This is a genomic window from Variovorax sp. P4_B10, from assembly GCF_056402375.1.
The window spans coordinates 50,854-68,397 of the sequence record NZ_JBFUHN010000021.1; the positions used below are offsets into that span (position 1 = coordinate 50,854).

A 17,544-nucleotide genomic window follows, 5' to 3' on the forward strand; every position below is an offset into this window, starting at 1 on the left:
CGCTGCCGCTTCAGCGCTGCTGGCCCCAGCGCCGCACCGTCAGCCGCTCCAGCGTCTTGAAGCCCAGGCTCTCCACCAGCAGGCCGATCAGCACCACCATCGCGAGGCCGGCGAACACGCGGTCGGTGTAGAGCTCGTTGCGGTTCTGGAAGATGTACCAGCCCAGGCCGCCCTTGCCCGACGAGGCGCCGAACACCAGCTCGGCCGCAATCAGCGTGCGCCAGGCGAAGGCCCAGCCGATCTTGAGCCCCGACAGGATCGACGGCAGCGCGGCCGGCACCAGGATCTGCAGCACGTAGCGCAGGCCCTTGAGCCCGTAGTTGCGCCCCGCCATCCGCAAGGTTTCGGGCACGCCCTGGAAACCCGCATAGGTGTTGAGCGCCAGCGGCCACAGCACCGAATGGATCAGCACGAACACCAGGCTGCCGCGGCCCAGGCCGAACCACAGCAAGGCGAGCGGCAGCAGCGCGATGGCGGGCAGCGGATTGAACATCGAGGTCAGCGTGTCCAGCAGGTCGCGGCCGATCTGCGTGGACACCGCGAGCGTGGTGAGCGCGAAGGCCAGCAGCACGCCGGCCAGGTAGCCCTGCAGCAGCACGGCCAGCGAGATGCGCACCTTCTCGATCAACTCGCCGCTGGCCAGCCCCTCGAACAGGGCGCGGGCCGTGGCGGTGAAGGTGGGCAGCAGCAGGTCGTTGTCCTGCCAGCGGGCGGCGAGCTCCCAGAGCACGGCGATGACGATCAGGATCAGGCCCTTGCGAACGCCGGCCTGCGCCCAGATGCGGGCCGGCAAGGGCAGCGTTCGTTCGAGCGGCACCTCGGTGAAGGGCTCGAGCGTGCGCTCGTATTCGGGGCGGATGGGAGGAACGACGGCGCTCATTGGTGCACCCTTGGCGCTGCGCGCCTTCCCGCCAAGCGGGAGCGAGCTTGCTTGGGGCGGCCCGGCGCGGCGCTCATGCCGCGACCTCTTCCGGTTCTTCTTCGAACAGCATGTCGTGGATGCGTTGCGCAGTGCTCTGGAACTCGGCACCGCCCAGGCTGGCCAGCGAGAAGCCGTGGCTGTTGACCTCGGCGCGCATGCGCCCCGGATGCGGCGACAGCAACGCGACACGGTTGCCCACCACCAGCGCTTCCTCGATGGAGTGCGTGACGAAGAGCAGCGTGAAGCGCACCTCGTCCCACAGCGCGAGCAGTTCCTGCTGCATCTTGCGGCGCGTGAGCGCATCGAGTGCGGCGAAGGGCTCGTCCATCAGCAGCACGCGCGGCTGCATCGCGAGCGCGCGTGCAATGGCCACGCGCTGCTTCATGCCGCCCGAGAGCTGATGCGGGTGCACGTCGGCGAACCTGGCAAGGCCGACCTTGTCAAGGTAGTGCAGCGCGCGCTCGGCCGCTTCCTTCTTGCCGAGCGTGCGCGAAGCGAGCAACGGGAACATGACGTTCTGCTTCACGGTCTTCCAGGGCGGCAGCTGGTCGAACTCCTGGAACACGACGATGCGGTCGGGGCCGGGGTGGGTCACGCGCCGGCCGTCGAGGCGGATCTCGCCTTCGACCGGCGGGATGAAACCGCCCACGGCCTTCAGCAGCGTGGACTTGCCGCAGCCCGAGGGGCCGAGCAGCACGAAGCGGTCGGCGGCGTGGACATCGAAGCTCACGCGGTGGGTGGCACGGACGACGCGCTCGGGGGTGCGGTATTCGAGGCTGACGCTGTCGACCTGCAGCAGCGGCGCGGCCTCCTGCCCCCTCTCCCGCTCGCGGGAGAGGGTCGGGGTGAGGGCTGTTGGCGATGCCAAAGGCTCCCCCCTCACCCCCGCCCTCTCCCGATGGGAGAGGGAGTCAAGCCCGGAAGGCAAGACGGTCGCGGTGTTCACTCAGTTCCCCGAAGCGTTCTGCGCATCGTCGAAGAAATAATCCTTCACCGACGCCGGCTTGTTCCTGATCGCCCCTACACGATGCATGAACTCCGCCAGCCCATAGGTGTTCTGCGGCGTGGTCTTGAACTGCACTTCGGGGTTCTTGATGATCTTCAGCAGCAGCTCGCGGTCGAGCTTCGCGTTGCTCACCTTCAGGTAGATGTCCGCCGCCTTCTCCGGATTGGCCGTGACGAACTTCGCCGCCTCGTCGAGCGCATCGACGAACGCCTTGTAGGTCTTCGGGTTCTCGTTGCGGAATTTCTCGGTGGCATAGAGCACCGTGGCCGAGGCCGGTCCGCCGAGCACCTGGTACGAGTTGAGCACGATGTGCGCATTCGGATTGCCGGCCAGCTCCTGCTCCTGGAACGGCGGGTTGCCGAAGTGGCCCGTGATCTCGGTGCCGCCCTTGATGATGGCCGCGGCCGCATCGGGGTGCGGCACCGCCACGCTGATCTTGTCGAGCCGGTTGAATTCCTTGTCGCCCCAGAGCTTGGCCGAGGCGAACTGCAGCACGCGCGACTGCACCGAAACGCCGACGGCGGGCAGCGCGATGCGGTCCTTGTCGGTGAAGTCGGCAATCGTCTTCACGTTCGGGTTGTTGCTCACCAGGTAGTACGGGAAGTTGCCGAGCGAGGCCACGCCCTTCACGTTCTGCTTGCCCTTGGTGCGGTCCCACAGCGTGAGCAGCGGGCCGACGCCGGCGCCGGCGATCTCGATGTTGCCGGAGAGCAGCGCGTCGTTCACCGCCGAGCCGCCCGAGAGCTTGATCCACTCGACTTTCGCATCGACGCCCGCGGCCTTCGCGTGCTTCTCGATCAGCTTCTGTTCCTGCGCGACGTTGAGCAGCAGGTACACGATGCCGAACTGCTCGGCGATGCGGATCTGGCCTTCGGCGTGCGCAGCAAGGCTGCCGGCGAGAAGGCCGAGGCCGGTGACGAATGCAGCGGCTTTGCGTGTGAAGCGGTTCATGGGAAGCGGTCCGGGAAGAAAAAAATCAGAAAGGCGTGTCGCCAACGATGGTGGTGCGGTTCAAGCGGCGGCGCAGGTGATCGGGCGTGCCGGCTGCCAGGTGCATCAGCGAACGGTTGTCCCAGAACACCAGGTCATGCGGCGCCCACTGGTGGCGGTACACGAACTCGGGCTTCACGCTGTGCGCGAACAGCTCGGCCAGCAGCGCATCGCTTTCTTCCTGCGGCAGGCCGACGATGCGCGTCGTGAAATGCTCGCTGACGAACAGCGCCTTGCGGCCCGTCTCGGGGTGCGTGCGCACCACGGGTTGCACGGCGGGCGCGACCTGGTCGATCTGCGCTTGCGAGAGCTTGGGCCGCCACGGATTCTTGGCGCGCAGCTCTTCGTACTTGGCGAGGTAGCTGTGCTCGGCCTTGAGCGGCAGGATGCGCTGCTGCAGCTCGGGGCCCAGCGACTCCCAGGCGAGGTGCTGGTCGGCGAACAGGGTATCGCCGCCTTCGCTCGGCAGCTCCTGCGCATGCAGCAAGGAGCCAAGACTGGGCTTGGGCTTGTAAGAGATGTCCGAATGCCAGTAGACACCCGCATCGCCGAGGCCGATGGGTTCGCCGTTCTCCTTGATGTTGGAGACGATCAGGATTTCCGGGTGGTTCTTGAGCTGGAACTGGTGCAGCACATGGATTTCGAGCGGGCCGAAACGGCGGCTGAATTCGATGTGCTCGGCGGGGGTGATCTGCTGGTCGCGGAACACCAGCACGTGGTGGTCGAGGTGCGCGCGGTGGATGCGGGCGAGGTCGGCGCCGTTGATCGGCTTCGAGATATCGAGACCGACGATTTCGGCGCCGACCGGGGCGTCGAAGGGGCGCACGTCGAAGTCCTGTGCGGGGGCCTCGGGGGAGAGAACGGCAGTCATGCCGCGAATGTAGGGGCCGGTGCGCCGTTCTCCAACGAACTCTTCGTTGCTAGCTTATGACCCTGCCGAGGCCGGCATCACARCGTGTGGCTGCGGTCGCCCTCGGCAAAGCCCATCGCATTCCACGGCTCGCCGACCGCGAAGCCGACCACCTTGAACAGCTCGCCCATCTCATGCTCGTGGATCAGGCGCGCCGCCATCGCCCGCTCTGCGGTCGTGCCTTGCTCCATCCTCGACAGCAACCCGCAGTTCAGCAGAAAGCGCGCCTGGCTGGTGTAGCCCAGCACCTCGAACCCCGCGTTCTGGCCCGCGAGCGCGATGCCGGTGAAATCGACGTGGGCGGTGATGTCCTTGTAGCCCACGTCGGCCAGCGGATCGCCATCGGCCTGGTGCGCGCGGTGGCACATCACCGTGCCCATGTGGCGTTGCGGATGGTAGTACTCGGCTTCGGGAAAACCGTAGTCGATGAGGAAGGCGGCGCCCTGTTTCAGGCGGTCCGCCAGGGTCGCGATGAAGGCCTGGGCCTGCGGATGGATTTCGGTGAGGTAGTCGTGCGCGCCCGGCACGTCGACGGGCGGGCGCAGTTCGGTGGCGCGGTCGGCCCAGGTCCAGCCGTCGTTCTTCGCGTTGCGCACCACGCCGCGCTCGAACCACTGCCCACCCACGCGCGCCAGCAGTTGCACGGGCATCGCATCGAGCACCTCGTTGCCGACCACCACGCCCTGCATCGACTCGGGCAGTTCGCCAAGCCATTCGACACGGTCCGCATAGCGCACCAGCGCCTGCTGCTGCCGCTCGCGCAGGGTGCCCGAGAGATCGACGATGCGGTAGCGCACATCGCCTCGGCCCATCTCGTCGAGCGCGTGCAGCAGTTGCACCGCGAGCGCACCGGAGCCGGCACCGAATTCCCAGACGGTGTCGGTGCCGGTCTTCTCCAGCGCCTCGGCCACCTGTGCCGCGAGCGTCCGGCCGAACATCGGCGTGAGTTCGGGCGCGGTCACGAAGTCGCTGCCCGAAGAAGGCATGTGGCCGAACTTGGCCGAGGTGTTGGCGTAGTAACCGAGGCCCGGCGCATACAGGGCGAGCGCCATGAAGCGGTCGAAGCCGATCCACCCGCCGGCGCGCTCGACGGCGCGGGCAATCAGGTGGTCGAGGGCGGTGGGTAAACTGTTCGGGGTCTTTGTCGTCACCCCCCCATTCTCCCTCCGTCCCTCCCCTCTCTCCTCCCGCATGAGCACCGCGCCCTCCACCCCTCCCCGCCGCACCGTCCTCGTCACGGGTGCCGGCCGCCGGCTGGGCCGCGAGATCGCGCTGGCGCTTGCCGCGGGCGGCTGGCAGGTGGCTGTGCACTACCGCAACTCGCGGGCAGACGCCGAGAAAACGGTCGCCGACTGCGCCGCCCTGTCGGGCGATTCGGCGCTCTTCGAGGCCGACCTCGAGGATGAACACGCCACGCGCGCCCTGCTGCCCCGCGTCGCAGCCCGCTTTCGCACCGTCGACGCCGTGGTCCACAGCGCCGCCCTCTTCGAGCACGACGACGCCGCGAGCTTCGGCTACGCGCTCATGGAGCGCCATGCGCGCAGCAACACGGGCGCAGCCATCCTGCTGGCGCAGGCGCTGCACGACCACCTCGCAAGGCGCGACGCGCAGGGCGCAGTCGTCCACCTGCTCGACCAGAAGCTCTGGAACCCGAATCCCGATTTCCTGAGCTACACGCTTTCCAAGGCCGCGCTCGAAGCCGCCACGCCGATGCTCGCGCTGGCCCTCGCACCGCGCGTGCGGGTGGTGGGCGTGGCGCCCGGCCTCACGCTGGCGAGCCACATGCTGGACGATGACAAGTTCAAGCAGCTGCACAAGCTGTCGCCGCTGGGCCGCTCCTCCACGCCGGCCGACGTGGTCGCCACGGTGAAGTTCGCGCTGGAAAACGGCTCGATCACCGGCACCACGCTGCTGGTGGACGGCGGCCAGCACCTGATGAAATTCGAGCGCGATTTCTCGCTCATGTGAGCACCACCACCATGTCTTCCACACCGCACGGCCGCCAGACACTCACCCTCCAGGGCCTGCGCTTCGACGCCAACCTGGGCATCCTCGAACAGGAAAAGACCGCGCCGCAGCCGATCCTGGTCGATGCCGAGCTCAACCTCGGCCCGCAGCCGCTCCTGCCGCAGGACGACGACATCTTCCACGTGCTCGACTACCGCAAGGTGCGCCGCATCATCATCGACGAGTGCACCGCCGAGCATGTGAACCTGCTCGAAAGCCTGATCGGCAAGCTCGCGCAGCGCCTGCTGCAACTGCCCGGCGTGCTGGGCGTGCGGGTGAAGATCGCCAAGCTCGAGATCTTCGACGACTGCGAAGTGGCAATCCGCATCGAAGCCGGGGAATGGTGAGCCGCCGCGGCGAACGACGCTGACTGCAAGAGGGGACAGAAAGTGCTCAAGCTGATCTTTCTCGGCGCTGCGGCTTGCTGTGTTCTTGCCGGGTGCCAGGGCATCCCGGCCTCCCATGGCGTTCGAGGTCCTCAAGTCAATCTGAGCTTCTCCTGCGCCACCTCGTCGGCTGTGCCCAACGCGTCATACATCGGCCCCTATGCCGGGATCGAGAACGCCATCCCGGCCGCAGATGCCGCGCGCGACGGCTACTGTGCCGACGCGTTCAAGGCGGGCAAGTATCCGCGCGGATTCGTCACGATTTTCGGAAGCTCTCGCATCGCGAAGGACAACCGCGCGTGCGATGCGACCGGAAAATGCGACGAGACGCTGCGAGAGAACGACCAGATCTACCTCGCCGTCAGGGATTTTTCCGCGGCCTGGACCGCGAAGTACGGTCGCAGCCTTCCGATCCTTACCGGTGCCGGACCGGGCCTGATGGAAGCGGGCAACGAGGGAGCGAAAGCGGCCGGTGGGCCCAGCATCGGATACACGACCTACTACGACCGGCCGGGCAACCCCGCGCAGGGCACCGTCGAGAAGCCGTATGGCGGCGATGCAACCAAGGCATTCAACGGATACATCACGGATGGCCTGATCTTCACCAGCGTGGTGCAGCGCGAAGCCGCGATGATGCGCCACTCGGCCGCCATCGTGATCGCGCCTGGCGGAACGGGAACCGAGTGGGAAATCTACCAAGTCATCGAAACGATCAAGAGCAAGCAGCTGTCGGCGGTTCCGGTCTACTTTCTGGGCGACCGCACGAAGTACTGGCGGTCCTTGGACGAGCGGCTCCAGGATCTTGTCGCCCGCCGCGTCGTCCGTTCGGACGAATTTGCCTTCATACGCTTCGCAGCGACACCCGCTGAGTTGCTGGATCGGCTCGGCAAGGACCTGGCCGCACCCTGACGAGCGATCTGACGATCGAACCTGAAGGAGCTTCAGGCACGCACTTGTTTCCTGCTGCCCGGCAGGTGAAATGGCGACCGGGGCACAATTGAGCCCCTTCCCCGACTCCCCGAAGCAGCTCCCATGAACGCCGTCTGGATCGACGAGGTGCCTGCCGCCACCGGCGCCGCCACCAATTCCCTGAAGATCGAACGCGAGACGCACAAGCTCGAGAAGCGCCTGTGCCGCGAGGTCGGCCGCGCCATCGTCGACTACAACATGATCGAAGAGGGCGACAAGGTCATGGTCTGCGTCTCGGGCGGGAAGGACAGCTACGCCATGCTGGACATCCTGCTCAAGCTCAAGGCCCGCGCACCGATCCATTTCGACATCGTCGCGGTCAACCTCGACCAGAAGCAGCCCGGCTTCCCCGAAGAGGTGCTGCCCAAGTACTTGAGCGAGCTCGGCGTGGCCTTCCACATCGAGAACCAGGACACCTACAGCATCGTCAAGCGCGTGATCCCCGAGGGCAAGACGACCTGTGGCCTGTGCAGCCGGCTGCGCCGCGGCATCCTGTACCGCGTGGCGGACGAGCTGGGCGCCACCAAGGTCGCGCTGGGCCACCACCGCGACGACATGCTGCAGACCTTCTTCCTCAACATGTTCTTCGCCGGCAAGTTGAAGAGCATGCCGCCCAAGCTGGTGAGCGACGATGGCAAGCACATCGTGATCCGCCCGCTCGCCTACGTGGCCGAGAAAGACCTGGTGCGCTGGGCGCAGCACCGCGAGTTCCCGATCATTCCGTGCACGCTCTGCGGCAGCCAGGAGAACCTCCAGCGCAAGCAGGTCGGAGAGATGCTGCGCGAGTGGGACAGGAAGCACCCGGGCCGCGTGGAGAACATGTTCACCGCGCTGCAGAACGTGGTGCCTTCGCACCTGCTCGACGGAACGCGGCACGACTTCAAGGGTCTCAAGGCGACCGGCGTGGCCGACGACGAGGGCGACAAGGCCTTCGACACGCCCTCCTACGACTTGCTCTCCCAGGCACCTGCAGCCCTGCGCATCGTCCAGGGCTGACCCGGCTACCCAGGGGAATTTTGGGCATTCTGGCCCGGAGACCCTCATGAAACGTACGTTTTCAGCTCTTCTTTTGGTAGCAGCCCTGAGCGGCTGCGCCACCTCCTGGGTGGTCGACAGCGATGTGAAGAGCTTCTCGTCGCTCGGCACCGTGCCGCCCGGCGCCACCTACCGCTTCGAGCGCCTGCCTTCGCAGCAGGCCGACATCGCCCGGCAGGAATCGCTCGAAGCCATGGCGGCCACCGCACTCGAAAAAGTCGGCCTGCGCCGCGACGATACGAAGCCGCAATACAGCGCGCAGATCGGCGCACGCGTGACGGCCGGCCTCTCGCCCTGGGCGGACCCGTGGCTCTTCGACGGCCCCTGGGGCTATGGCTATGGCGGCGGATACGGCTACGGGCGCCGCTGGCATGGCGGCGGCTGGTACGGCGGCCCGGCGTTCATGCCGCCGGCGGCCACCCCCTGGTACGAACGCGAAGTGAGCATCGTGCTGCGCGAAACGGGTTCGAACCGCGTCGTCTACGAAACCCGCGCCCGCAACGACGGCCCGTACAACGCGAGCGCGGCGATCCTGCCGGTGATGTTCCAGGCTGCGCTGCAGGGTTTTCCGAACCCGCCGCAAGGCGAGCGCCGGGTGAACATCGACCTGGCTGCGGCCAGGAAATAGCGCGCTTTTAAAATCACGCCGATGGAAGAAGCCACCCGATTGATCGCCGTTCGCCACGGCGAAACCGCCTGGAACGTCGACACCCGCATCCAGGGCCAACTCGACATCGGGCTCAACGCCACGGGCCTCTGGCAGGCGCAGCGCGCGGGCCAGGCGCTGGCCGAAGAGCGCATCGGCGCCATCTACGCCAGCGACCTCTCGCGCGCCTGGCAGACCGCGGAGGAGATCGCAAAGCCCCACGGCCTGACGGTGCAGGCCGAGCCCGGCCTGCGCGAGCGCGCCTTCGGGCGCTTCGAGGGCATGAGCTTTGCGGAGATCGAAGCCACGCTGCCGGAAGACGCGCGGCGCTGGCGCGAACGCGATCCCGAGTTCGAGCCCGAAGGCGGCGAAAGCCTGCTGGTGTTCCGCGACCGCGTCACACGCGTGGCCGCCGAACTGGCGGCGCGCCATCCGGGCGAGCTGGTCACCCTGGTCGCGCACGGTGGCGTGATGGACGTGCTCTACCGCGCCGCCACCCGCCAGGAGCTGCAGGCGCCGCGCACCTGGCAGCTCGGCAATGCGGCGATCAACCGCATGCTGTGGACGCCGGAAGGCTTCAGCCTCGTGGGCTGGAGCGACACCGCCCACCTGGCGGCGGGCGACGCGCTCGACGAGATCGCGAGCTAGAAGGAGCCCTCGCTTTTCGCGACGGGTTTGTGCGTGGAGTGCTTTGTTCGGGACGCGACACGGCCCGCGCCCCCGCACGCGTCAAGCGTGCGAGCCGGCCGTACGGTCCACCTCGGCCTTCGTCTCGCCCGGCAACTCGACCATCGGCCCCGTGCCGCTGTAGCGGTCGAGCGCGAGGTAGATCGCGGGCGTGATGTACAGCGTGATCACCTGCGAGAAGATCAGCCCGCCCACCACCGCCACGCCCAGCGGCTGGCGCAATTCGGCGCCGGCGCCCAGGCCCAGGGCCAGCGGCAGCGCCCCCATCAACGCGGCCAGCGTGGTCATCATGATCGGGCGGAAGCGCAGCCGGCAGGCTTCACGAATGGCATCGACCGGCTTCATCCCCTGGGTGCGCTGCGCATCGAGGGCGAAGTCGATCATCATGATCGCGTTCTTCTTCACGATGCCGATCAGGAGCAGGATGCCGATGGTCGCGATCAGCGTCAGGTCGAAACCGAAGATCTTCAGCGAGATCAACGCCCCCACCGCCGCCGAGGGCAGGCCCGCCAGGATCGTCAGCGGATGGATGTAGCTCTCGTAGAGCACGCCCAGCAGCACATAGATGACCAGCACCGCGAGCACCAGCAGCACCGCCTGGCTCGACTGCGAGCTCTGGAACACCGCCGCATCGCCGCCGTAGGTGGTGATGATCGACGACGGCATCTTGAGTTCGTCCTTGAACTGGTCGATCTTCGCGGTCGCGTTGCCCAGCGGCACGTCGGGCGCGAGGTTGAACGACACCGTCACCGCCTGCAGCTGCCCCTGGTGGTTGACCGAGGTCGGCCCCACGGTGCGCTTGACGGTCGAGAAGGCCGAGAGCGGCACCAGCCGGCCCGTGGTGCTGCGCACCGACAGGCGCGATACGTCCTCCTCGAACTGGCGGTCGCTGTCGGCGGCCGAGAGGATCACCTGGTAGGTGTTGCTCGTGCCGTAGATGCTGCCGATCTGCCGGTCGCCGTAGGCGTTGTAGAGGGCGGTGCGCAGGTCGCCCACCGCCACGCCGAGCACGCCGGCCTTGTCGCGGTCGATGTCGAGCGTGGCTTGCAGGCCGCGGTTCTGCGAGTCGCTGGTCACGTCGCGGAAGGCCGGGTCGGCGCGCATGCTCTCCATGAGCCGCGTGGCCCACGGCACCATCTCGCCGGCGTTGACGCTCTGCAGCGTGTACTGGAAACGCGCCTTGCTCTGGCGACCGCCCAGGCGCAGGTTCTGCACCGGCTGCATGTAGACGGCAACGCCCGGAATCTCGCGGAAACGCTGGCGCAACGACTCGAGCACCTTCGGCATCGCCAGGCGCTCGCTGCGCGGCTTGAGCACCGCGAACAGGCGGCCTGAGTTCTGCGTGGCGGTGGGGCCGCCCACGCCGACGAAGGAACTCACGTAGTTCACGCTCGGATCGGCCTTGAGCGTCTCGGCCACGCGGTCCTGCAGCGCCTTCATGGCGGTGAACGAAATGTCTTCGGCCGCTTCGGTCGTGATCTGGATCTGGCCGATGTCTTCCTCGGGGAAGAAACCCTTGGGAATGGTGATGAAGAGCCAGGCCGTGACAATGAAGGTGAGGCCCGCCATCAGCAGCATCACTTTGCGGTGCATCAACGTCCAGTCGAGCGTGCGCATGTAGCTGCCGTGCACCCAGCGGTAGCCGCGCTCGAAGGCACGGCCGATGGCCGTGCCCGGCTCGGGGTGCTCTTCTTCGTGGTCGAGCGCGCCCTCTTTCCTTGGCACATGCTTGAGCAGCCGGCTCGCGAGCATCGGCACCAGCGTGAGCGACACGATGGCCGACACCAGCACGGCGAGCGCCACCACCACCGCGAACTCGTGGAACAGCAGGCCGATCACGCCCGGCATGAAGAAGATCGGGATGAACACCGCCACCAGCGAGATCGAGATCGACACGATGGTGAAGCCCACCTCGCGCGCCCCGCGCAGCGCCGCCGCGAAGGGCTCCATGCCCTTCTCGACGTAGCGCATGATGTTTTCGAGCACCACGATGGCGTCGTCCACCACCAGGCCCACGGCCAGCGTGATGCCGAGCAGCGAGACGTTGTCCAGGCTGTAGCCGAAGGCGTAGAGCAGCGCCACCGCGCCGATCAGCGAAATCGGGATGGTCGCAGCCGGAATCAGCGTGGCCACCAGCCGGTGCAGGAACAGGAAGATCACCAGCACCACCAGCGCGATGGTGCCCAGCAGCGTCAGCTGCACGTCGTGCACCGCCTCGCGGATCGACAGCGAGCGGTCGTTCACCATGTGGATCTCGACCGACTGCGGCAGCTCGGCCTTGAAACGCGGAATGAGCGCGCGCACCGCATCCACCACCTGCACGGTGTTGGCATTGGGCTGGCGCTGCACGGCGAGCGAGATCGAGTCCTGGCCATTGAAGCTGCTGGCCGTCTTCACCGACTCGAAGCTGTCCTCGATGGTGGCCACCTCGTCGAGCCGCACCGGCGCGCCGTTGCGCTGGCCGACGATCAGCTTGGCGAAGTCTTCCGCCTTCATGAGCTGGCGGTTGGCCTGGATAGTGAGCGTCTGGCGCGGGCCGTCGAGCGTGCCCACTGGCGTGTTGGCGTTGGCCGAGTTCACCGCCTTGGCGAGTTCGTCGAGCGTGATGTTGCGCGCATTGAGCAGGTCGGCGTTGGCCTTGACGCGCACCGCGAAGGCCTTGCGGCCGTACACGCCCACCTGCGCCACGCCATCGATGGTCGAGAGCGTGGGCGAGATCAGGTTCTCGGCGTAGTCGTTGAGTTCGGCCGGGTTCATCGACGGCGAGATCAGCGCGATGAACAGCACCGGCGCATCGGCCGGGTTCACCTTGCGGTACGAGGGCAGCTGCGTCAGCTCCTGCGGCAGCTGGCGCTGGGCGCGCAGCAGCGCGGCCTGCACGTCGACCGCCGCGGCGTCGATGTCGCGGCTGCTCACGAACTCGAGCGTGAGCGAGCTCACGCCCTGGGTGTTGACCGAACTGATGGTCTGCAGGCCGGGGATGGTCGAGAACTGCTTTTCGAGCGGCAGCGCGACCGAGGACGCCATGGTCTCCGGACTGGCGCCCGGCAATTGCGCGTTGACGTTGATGACCGGCGTGTTGTAGCTGGGCAGCGCGGCGACCGGGATGCTGAAATACGCAAAGATGCCGATGACCACCACTGCGGCAGACAACAGCACCGTCATCGCAGGACGACGGATGCAGAGCTCCGAGATGTTCATGCGCGTTCCTGCTGCGGCGGCTTGATGTCGGTGCCTTCCGACGAGGCCGCGCTACCCGGCGTCACGCCCGTGGTGCCGTTGGGGGCGCTGCCCGGCCCCCCGCCCTTCGCATCGACGCGGACCTTGCCGCCCGGGCGCACGTTCTGGCTGCCCTCGATCACCACCTGCTCGCCCGGCTCGACGCCGCTCACCGCCACCTTCGTGCCGAAGGTGTAGAGCGTCTTCACCTTGCGGCGGGTGGCGGTCCTGGCCTGGTCGACCACGTAGAGCGAGGCGCCTTCGGACAGCATCATCAGCGCCGCGGCGGGCACCACGGTGGCGCCGTTCAGCATGCGCACCGTGATGCGCGTGGCGACGAACTGGCCCGGCCAGAGGCCCTGGTCGGCGTTGGCGAACACGGCCTTGGCGCGCACGGTGCCGATCTGCGGATCGACCGTGTTGTCGACGAAATTGAGCGAACCGACCAGCGGCTCCTTGCGCCCGGTGACGAGGGCCTCGACCTTGGCCTGGCTGCGCGCGGCCTCCAGCAGGTCCTGCAGGTTGCCCTCGGGCACCGGGAAGCTCACCGCGATCGGGTCGAGCTGCGTGACCGTGACCAGCGACAGGGTCGGCTGTACCAGCGTGCCCGGATAGATGTTGACGGCGCCGATGCGCCCCGCAATCGGCGCGCGCAGCGTGGCATAGCCCAATGCCACCTGCGCCGACTGCACGGCGGCGCGGTCGGCCGCCACGGCGGCGCGCTGCGCCTCCAGCTGCGAGAGCGTGGCGTCGGCAGCGCTCTTGGCGATGAAGTTCTGCGCCACCAGGTCCTGGCTGCGCTTGTACTGGCGCTGGAGGTCGGCCAGCGTGGCCTCGTCCTTCTGCTGCTGGGCGCGGGCACGGGCCAGGTTGGCCTGGTCGTTGCGGTCGTCCAGCGAGAACAGCAGTTGGCCCGCCTTGACGAACTGGCCCTCCTTCACGTGCACCGCGCTCACCGTGTTCGTGACCTGCGGGCGCAGGTCGACGCTGTTGAGGGACACCACGCTGCCGTTGACCTGCACCGTCACCGGCACGTCCTGCTTCTCGGCGGTTGCGAGCGTCACCAGCGCGGGTGCAGCGCCACCGGCCGGGGCTGCGTTTCCGGCGGCCGCGGGGGCCTTGGCATTCTTTCCGGCCAGCTTGTCGCCGGACATGCTCCACCACCCGCCTGCGACGGCTACGATCAACACACCCGCAAGGGCGATGGCGGCATTTTTCTTCATGGGTTCTTGTGCACTTTGGGCTGACAACCACTATTGGAGCAGTGGCCGACTCACAGTGTTCATGGGCACCGTAAAGAAATGTAAAGCAGGTCAACCGAAAAAGCCCGCGCTCAACCCGCTGTGGCCGGCCCGAAGGGGCAATGCCCCCTCGTTAAAATCGCCGCTCCACAGCCTCTGGATATACCCCATGAACCGCTGCAAGAAACCCATGAATGCTCTCACTTACATCGCGCTTTGCACAGCAGTCGCTGGCGCCGCCGGTCTTTTCTCCCTCCAGGCCAGCGCACAGGACGAGGTGCCCCGTCCGCAGACCCAGAACGAATCGCTGAACGGCGGGCGCAACTTCCCCATCGGCACGCTGCGCGGCAAGTTCATGGTGACCAGCGCGCCCGACGTCGAACTCGACGGCAGGGCCGACCGGCTGGGCGCCGGCGCACGCATCCGCAGCCCGCAGAACATGCTGGTCGTGCCCGGCGCGATCATCGGGCAGAAGTACCTCGTGAACTACACGCGCGACGCCGCCGGCCTGCTGCGCGAGGTCTGGATCCTCACGCCCGACGAAGCCATGGCCAGCCGCGAGTCGCTGAACAAGCCGTTCCTGAACATCTGGCCGTTCACCTCGAACGACACCCTCAATACGCAATAGAGGCGGCACGGGCCCCTGCGCCCGCCGCGCCCTCCACCTCCGGAGGGCATCGAGAGAGCACCCCATGAAAAAAGTATTCATCAAGACCTTCGGCTGCCAGATGAACGAGTACGACTCGGACAAGATGGCCGATGTGCTGAACGCCGCGCAGGGCTACGAGCCGACGCAGAACGTGGACGAGGCCGACCTCATCCTGTTCAACACCTGCTCGGTCCGCGAGAAGGCGCAGGAGAAGGTGTTCTCCGACCTCGGCCGCGTGAAGCACCTGAAGGCCAAGGGCGTGAAGATCGGCGTGGGCGGCTGCGTGGCAAGCCAGGAGGGCGCGGCCATCATCGCGCGCGCGCCCTACGTCGACATCGTGTTCGGCCCGCAGACGCTGCACCGCCTGCCCGAGATGCTCAACGACCGCGAGCGCCTGAACCGCCCGCAGGTCGACATCAGCTTTCCCGAGATCGAGAAGTTCGACCACCTGCCGCCCGCGCGCGTCGAGGGCGCGACCGCCTTCGTGTCGATCATGGAAGGCTGCTCCAAGTACTGCAGCTACTGCGTGGTGCCCTATACCCGCGGCGAGGAAGTGAACCGCCCGCTCGACGACGTGCTGGTCGAGATCGCCGGCCTGGCCGACCAGGGCGTGCGCGAGATCACGCTGCTGGGCCAGAACGTGAATGCCTACCGCGGCAAGATGGGCCACGGCGTAGCTGGCGAAGGACTGGCCGAGATCGCCGACTTCGCGCTGCTGATCGAATACGTTGCCGAGATCCCCGGCATCGAGCGCATCCGCTACACCACCAGCCATCCGAACGAGTTCACGCCGCGGCTCATCGAGGCCTATGCCAAGGTGCCGCAGCTCGTGAGCCACCTGCACCTGCCGGTGCAGCATGGCAGCGACCGCATCCTGATGGCGATGAAGCGCGGCTATACCGCCATGGAATACAAGAGCACGGTGCGCAAGCTGCGCGCCATCCGCCCTGAACTCGCCCTGAGCAGCGACTTCATCGTCGGCTTCCCCGGCGAGACCGACGAAGACTTCGCGAAGATGATGAAGCTGATCGACGACTGCCAGTTCGACAACAGCTTCAGCTTCATCTTCAGCCCGCGCCCCGGCACGCCGGCCGCGGCACTGCACGACGACACGCCGCACGAAGTGAAGCTCGCGCGCCTGCAGACGCTTCAGCGCGTGATCGACGGCAATGTGCGGCGCTTCGGCGACGCGCTGGTCGGCACCACGCAGCGCGTGCTGGTCGAGGGCGCCTCGCGCAAGGACGCGAACGAGCTGATGGGCCGCACCGCCTGCAACCGCGTCGTCAACTTCGAGGGCGACGCACGCCTCGTCGGCCAGATGACCGACCTGCACATCACACGCTCGCTGGCCTACACGCTGCGCGGCGAGGTCTTGACGCGCGAATCGTCGGCCGTGCTGCAGCCCGCCGCCGTGCTCGCCCACTGATGGCGACGCGGCCTTCGACCCGGGGCTCGTTCCAGCAGCTCCTGCTGTTTGCCTTTCTGCTGATCACCGCGCTGCTGGTGGGCGTGGCGCTGCGCTCGGTGTTCCAGTACGACGCGCTCATGACCCAGAGCCGCGATGCGGCAGCGCGCGCGCTGCGGCTGTCGGGCGCGGCCCAGTCGCTGGCCGAACGCAGCGCGGCCATGGAGCGTGCCGGCCGCCAGTCGCTGGTGCTCAACGACGCGGTGCTGCGGCGCCGCTTCGACGAGGCCGCGCGCGAGTCGCACCAGGTGCTCGAACGTCTCGAGAAGAACGGCCTGCTGCCTGCAAGCATCGAGCCGTGGCGCGCGCAGCTGGGCGTGATCGAGGGCCTGATGAGCGGCAGCGCCGACAGTGCCCTCACGCGCGAAAGCACGATGGCCATGCAGTTCCGGGAGCTCGACACCCTCAACACCAACCTCGCGCAGCAGGCCCAGTTCCTGATCGAGATGCAGAACGACGCGCTCGCCAAGCGCATCGAGAATGCGCGCCGCCGGCTGATGCGCGAAGTGGTGGCCGCCAGCGTGCTGGCGGTGGTGCTGGCGCTGGCCTTCGGCATCTGGCTCGCGCGACCGTTCAAGCGGATGGAGCACGCCATCGTCGGCCTGGGCCAGAACCGGCTCGACGAACCCATCGACATCCGCGGCCCGGCCGACGTGCGGCGCGTGTCGCAGCAGCTCGAATGGCTGCGGCTGCGCCTCACCGAGCTGGACGCCGACAAGGCGCGCTTCCTGCGCCACGTGTCGCACGAACTCAAGACCCCGCTGGCTGCGCTGCGCGAAGGCGTCTCGCTGCTCGAGGACGGCGTGACGGGTCCGCTGAACCCGGCCCAGCTCGAGGTGACACAGATCCTGAACCAGAACACCGTGTCGCTGCAGGGCCAGATCGAGGCGCTGCTGCGTTTCAATGCCGCGGCCTTCGAGGCGCGCGAACTGCGCCGCGAGCGCACCGAGCTGCTGCCGCTGATCGAGGAGCAGATCGAGGCCCAGCGCCTGCAATGGCAGTCGCACGGCCTGCGCGTGCGGGCCGAGGGCGAGCCGATCACGCTCACGGTCGACCGCACCAAGCTCGGCACGGCGATTGCCAACCTGCTGTCCAACGCCATCCGCTTTTCGGTAACAGGTGGTGTCATCACGCTCGCCGTGTCCGGCACGCCGGAAGCCGTCTGCATCGACGTCAACGACGCCGGGCCGGGCATCGCCGAGGGCGACCGGGACCGGATCTTCGAGCCTTTCTTCCGCGGCGAACGCCAGCCCGAGCACACGGTGAAAGGCACCGGCATCGGACTTTCCATCGTGCAGGAGTACATTGCAGCCCACGGGGGCCGCATCACCCTGCAGCACGGCGGGCCCGGTGCACGTTTTCGCATCGAGTTGCCGCGCACGGCCTGACCCCTCCCGGCACGCCCATCTGAA

At 67.3% G+C, this 17,544-nt stretch carries 16 protein-coding genes; 9 read left to right on the plus strand and 7 right to left on the minus strand.

Annotated features, from left to right (window positions below; translation table 11 throughout):
- Positions 1-10: 10 nt before the first annotated feature.
- From AC1DXX_RS12445 to AC1DXX_RS12465, 5 genes are all read right to left on the minus strand, one after another.
- Entirely contained in the window at positions 11-880 is an 870-nt protein-coding gene (locus tag AC1DXX_RS12445; RefSeq protein ID WP_478134511.1) for an ABC transporter permease, read from the minus strand.
- 73 nt (positions 881-953) lie between these two features.
- Complete coding sequence (locus AC1DXX_RS12450; RefSeq protein WP_478134512.1) at positions 954-1,790, minus strand: ABC transporter ATP-binding protein; 837 nt, start codon at positions 1,788-1,790, stop codon at positions 954-956.
- 78 nt (positions 1,791-1,868) lie between these two features.
- The gene (locus AC1DXX_RS12455; protein ID WP_478134513.1) at positions 1,869-2,879 is read right to left on the minus strand and encodes an ABC transporter substrate-binding protein; all 1,011 of its coding nucleotides are present in this window, start codon (positions 2,877-2,879) and stop codon (positions 1,869-1,871) included.
- A 25-nt stretch (positions 2,880-2,904) separates the two neighbouring features.
- Complete coding sequence (locus AC1DXX_RS12460; protein ID WP_478134514.1) at positions 2,905-3,789, minus strand: TauD/TfdA dioxygenase family protein; 885 nt, start codon at positions 3,787-3,789, stop codon at positions 2,905-2,907.
- Positions 3,790-3,866: 77 nt separating this feature from the next.
- Positions 3,867-4,979, minus strand: a complete 1,113-nt coding sequence (locus AC1DXX_RS12465) for a class I SAM-dependent methyltransferase (RefSeq protein WP_478134515.1) — start codon at positions 4,977-4,979, stop codon at positions 3,867-3,869.
- Positions 4,980-5,019: 40 nt separating this feature from the next.
- On the opposite strand from AC1DXX_RS12465, the gene AC1DXX_RS12470 reads away from it, so the two are divergent.
- From AC1DXX_RS12470 to AC1DXX_RS12495, 6 genes are all read left to right on the plus strand, one after another.
- Positions 5,020-5,796, plus strand: coding sequence for an SDR family oxidoreductase (locus tag AC1DXX_RS12470; RefSeq protein ID WP_478134516.1), 777 nt, complete (start codon positions 5,020-5,022; stop codon positions 5,794-5,796).
- An 11-nt stretch (positions 5,797-5,807) separates the two neighbouring features.
- Positions 5,808-6,182, plus strand: coding sequence for a dihydroneopterin aldolase (locus AC1DXX_RS12475; protein ID WP_478134517.1), 375 nt, complete (start codon positions 5,808-5,810; stop codon positions 6,180-6,182).
- Between the two features lie 42 nt (positions 6,183-6,224).
- Positions 6,225-7,130 carry an LOG family protein gene (locus AC1DXX_RS12480; RefSeq protein ID WP_478134518.1) on the plus strand — a complete coding sequence of 302 codons (906 nt, stop codon included), beginning with the start codon at positions 6,225-6,227 and terminating at the stop codon, positions 7,128-7,130.
- A gap of 123 nt (positions 7,131-7,253) precedes the next feature.
- On the plus strand, positions 7,254-8,186 hold the full coding sequence (gene ttcA, locus AC1DXX_RS12485; protein WP_478134519.1) for a tRNA 2-thiocytidine(32) synthetase TtcA: 933 nt from the start codon (positions 7,254-7,256) through the stop codon (positions 8,184-8,186).
- 46 nt (positions 8,187-8,232) lie between these two features.
- Positions 8,233-8,853: a DUF4136 domain-containing protein gene (locus tag AC1DXX_RS12490; RefSeq protein ID WP_478134520.1), complete on the plus strand. Its 621-nt coding sequence runs from the start codon at positions 8,233-8,235 to the stop codon at positions 8,851-8,853.
- Between the two features lie 21 nt (positions 8,854-8,874).
- Positions 8,875-9,519 carry a histidine phosphatase family protein gene (locus tag AC1DXX_RS12495; RefSeq protein WP_478134521.1) on the plus strand — a complete coding sequence of 215 codons (645 nt, stop codon included), beginning with the start codon at positions 8,875-8,877 and terminating at the stop codon, positions 9,517-9,519.
- Positions 9,520-9,600: 81 nt separating this feature from the next.
- On the opposite strand, the gene AC1DXX_RS12500 is transcribed toward AC1DXX_RS12495, so the two are convergent.
- The gene (locus AC1DXX_RS12500) at positions 9,601-12,759 is read right to left on the minus strand and encodes an efflux RND transporter permease subunit (RefSeq protein WP_478134522.1); all 3,159 of its coding nucleotides are present in this window, start codon (positions 12,757-12,759) and stop codon (positions 9,601-9,603) included.
- Positions 12,756-13,931, minus strand: coding sequence for an efflux RND transporter periplasmic adaptor subunit (locus tag AC1DXX_RS12505; RefSeq protein WP_478134539.1), 1,176 nt, complete (start codon positions 13,929-13,931; stop codon positions 12,756-12,758). Before AC1DXX_RS12505 ends, AC1DXX_RS12500 begins: the two co-directional genes overlap by 4 nt.
- Positions 13,932-14,208: 277 nt before the next feature.
- Between AC1DXX_RS12505 and AC1DXX_RS12510 the strand changes: the two genes are divergently transcribed.
- The 3 genes from AC1DXX_RS12510 (at position 14,209) to AC1DXX_RS12520 (ending at position 17,520) form a co-directional block, all read left to right on the plus strand.
- Entirely contained in the window at positions 14,209-14,646 is a 438-nt protein-coding gene (locus AC1DXX_RS12510) for a hypothetical protein (RefSeq protein ID WP_478134523.1), read from the plus strand.
- Positions 14,647-14,710: 64 nt separating this feature from the next.
- Positions 14,711-16,093 (plus strand): tRNA (N6-isopentenyl adenosine(37)-C2)-methylthiotransferase MiaB, encoded by a 1,383-nt coding sequence (gene miaB / locus AC1DXX_RS12515; RefSeq protein WP_478134524.1) that lies wholly within the window; start codon positions 14,711-14,713, stop codon positions 16,091-16,093.
- Positions 16,093-17,520 carry a sensor histidine kinase gene (locus tag AC1DXX_RS12520; RefSeq protein ID WP_478134525.1) on the plus strand — a complete coding sequence of 476 codons (1,428 nt, stop codon included), beginning with the start codon at positions 16,093-16,095 and terminating at the stop codon, positions 17,518-17,520. Before miaB ends, AC1DXX_RS12520 begins: the two co-directional genes overlap by 1 nt.
- The last annotated feature ends 24 nt before the right edge of the window (positions 17,521-17,544 follow it).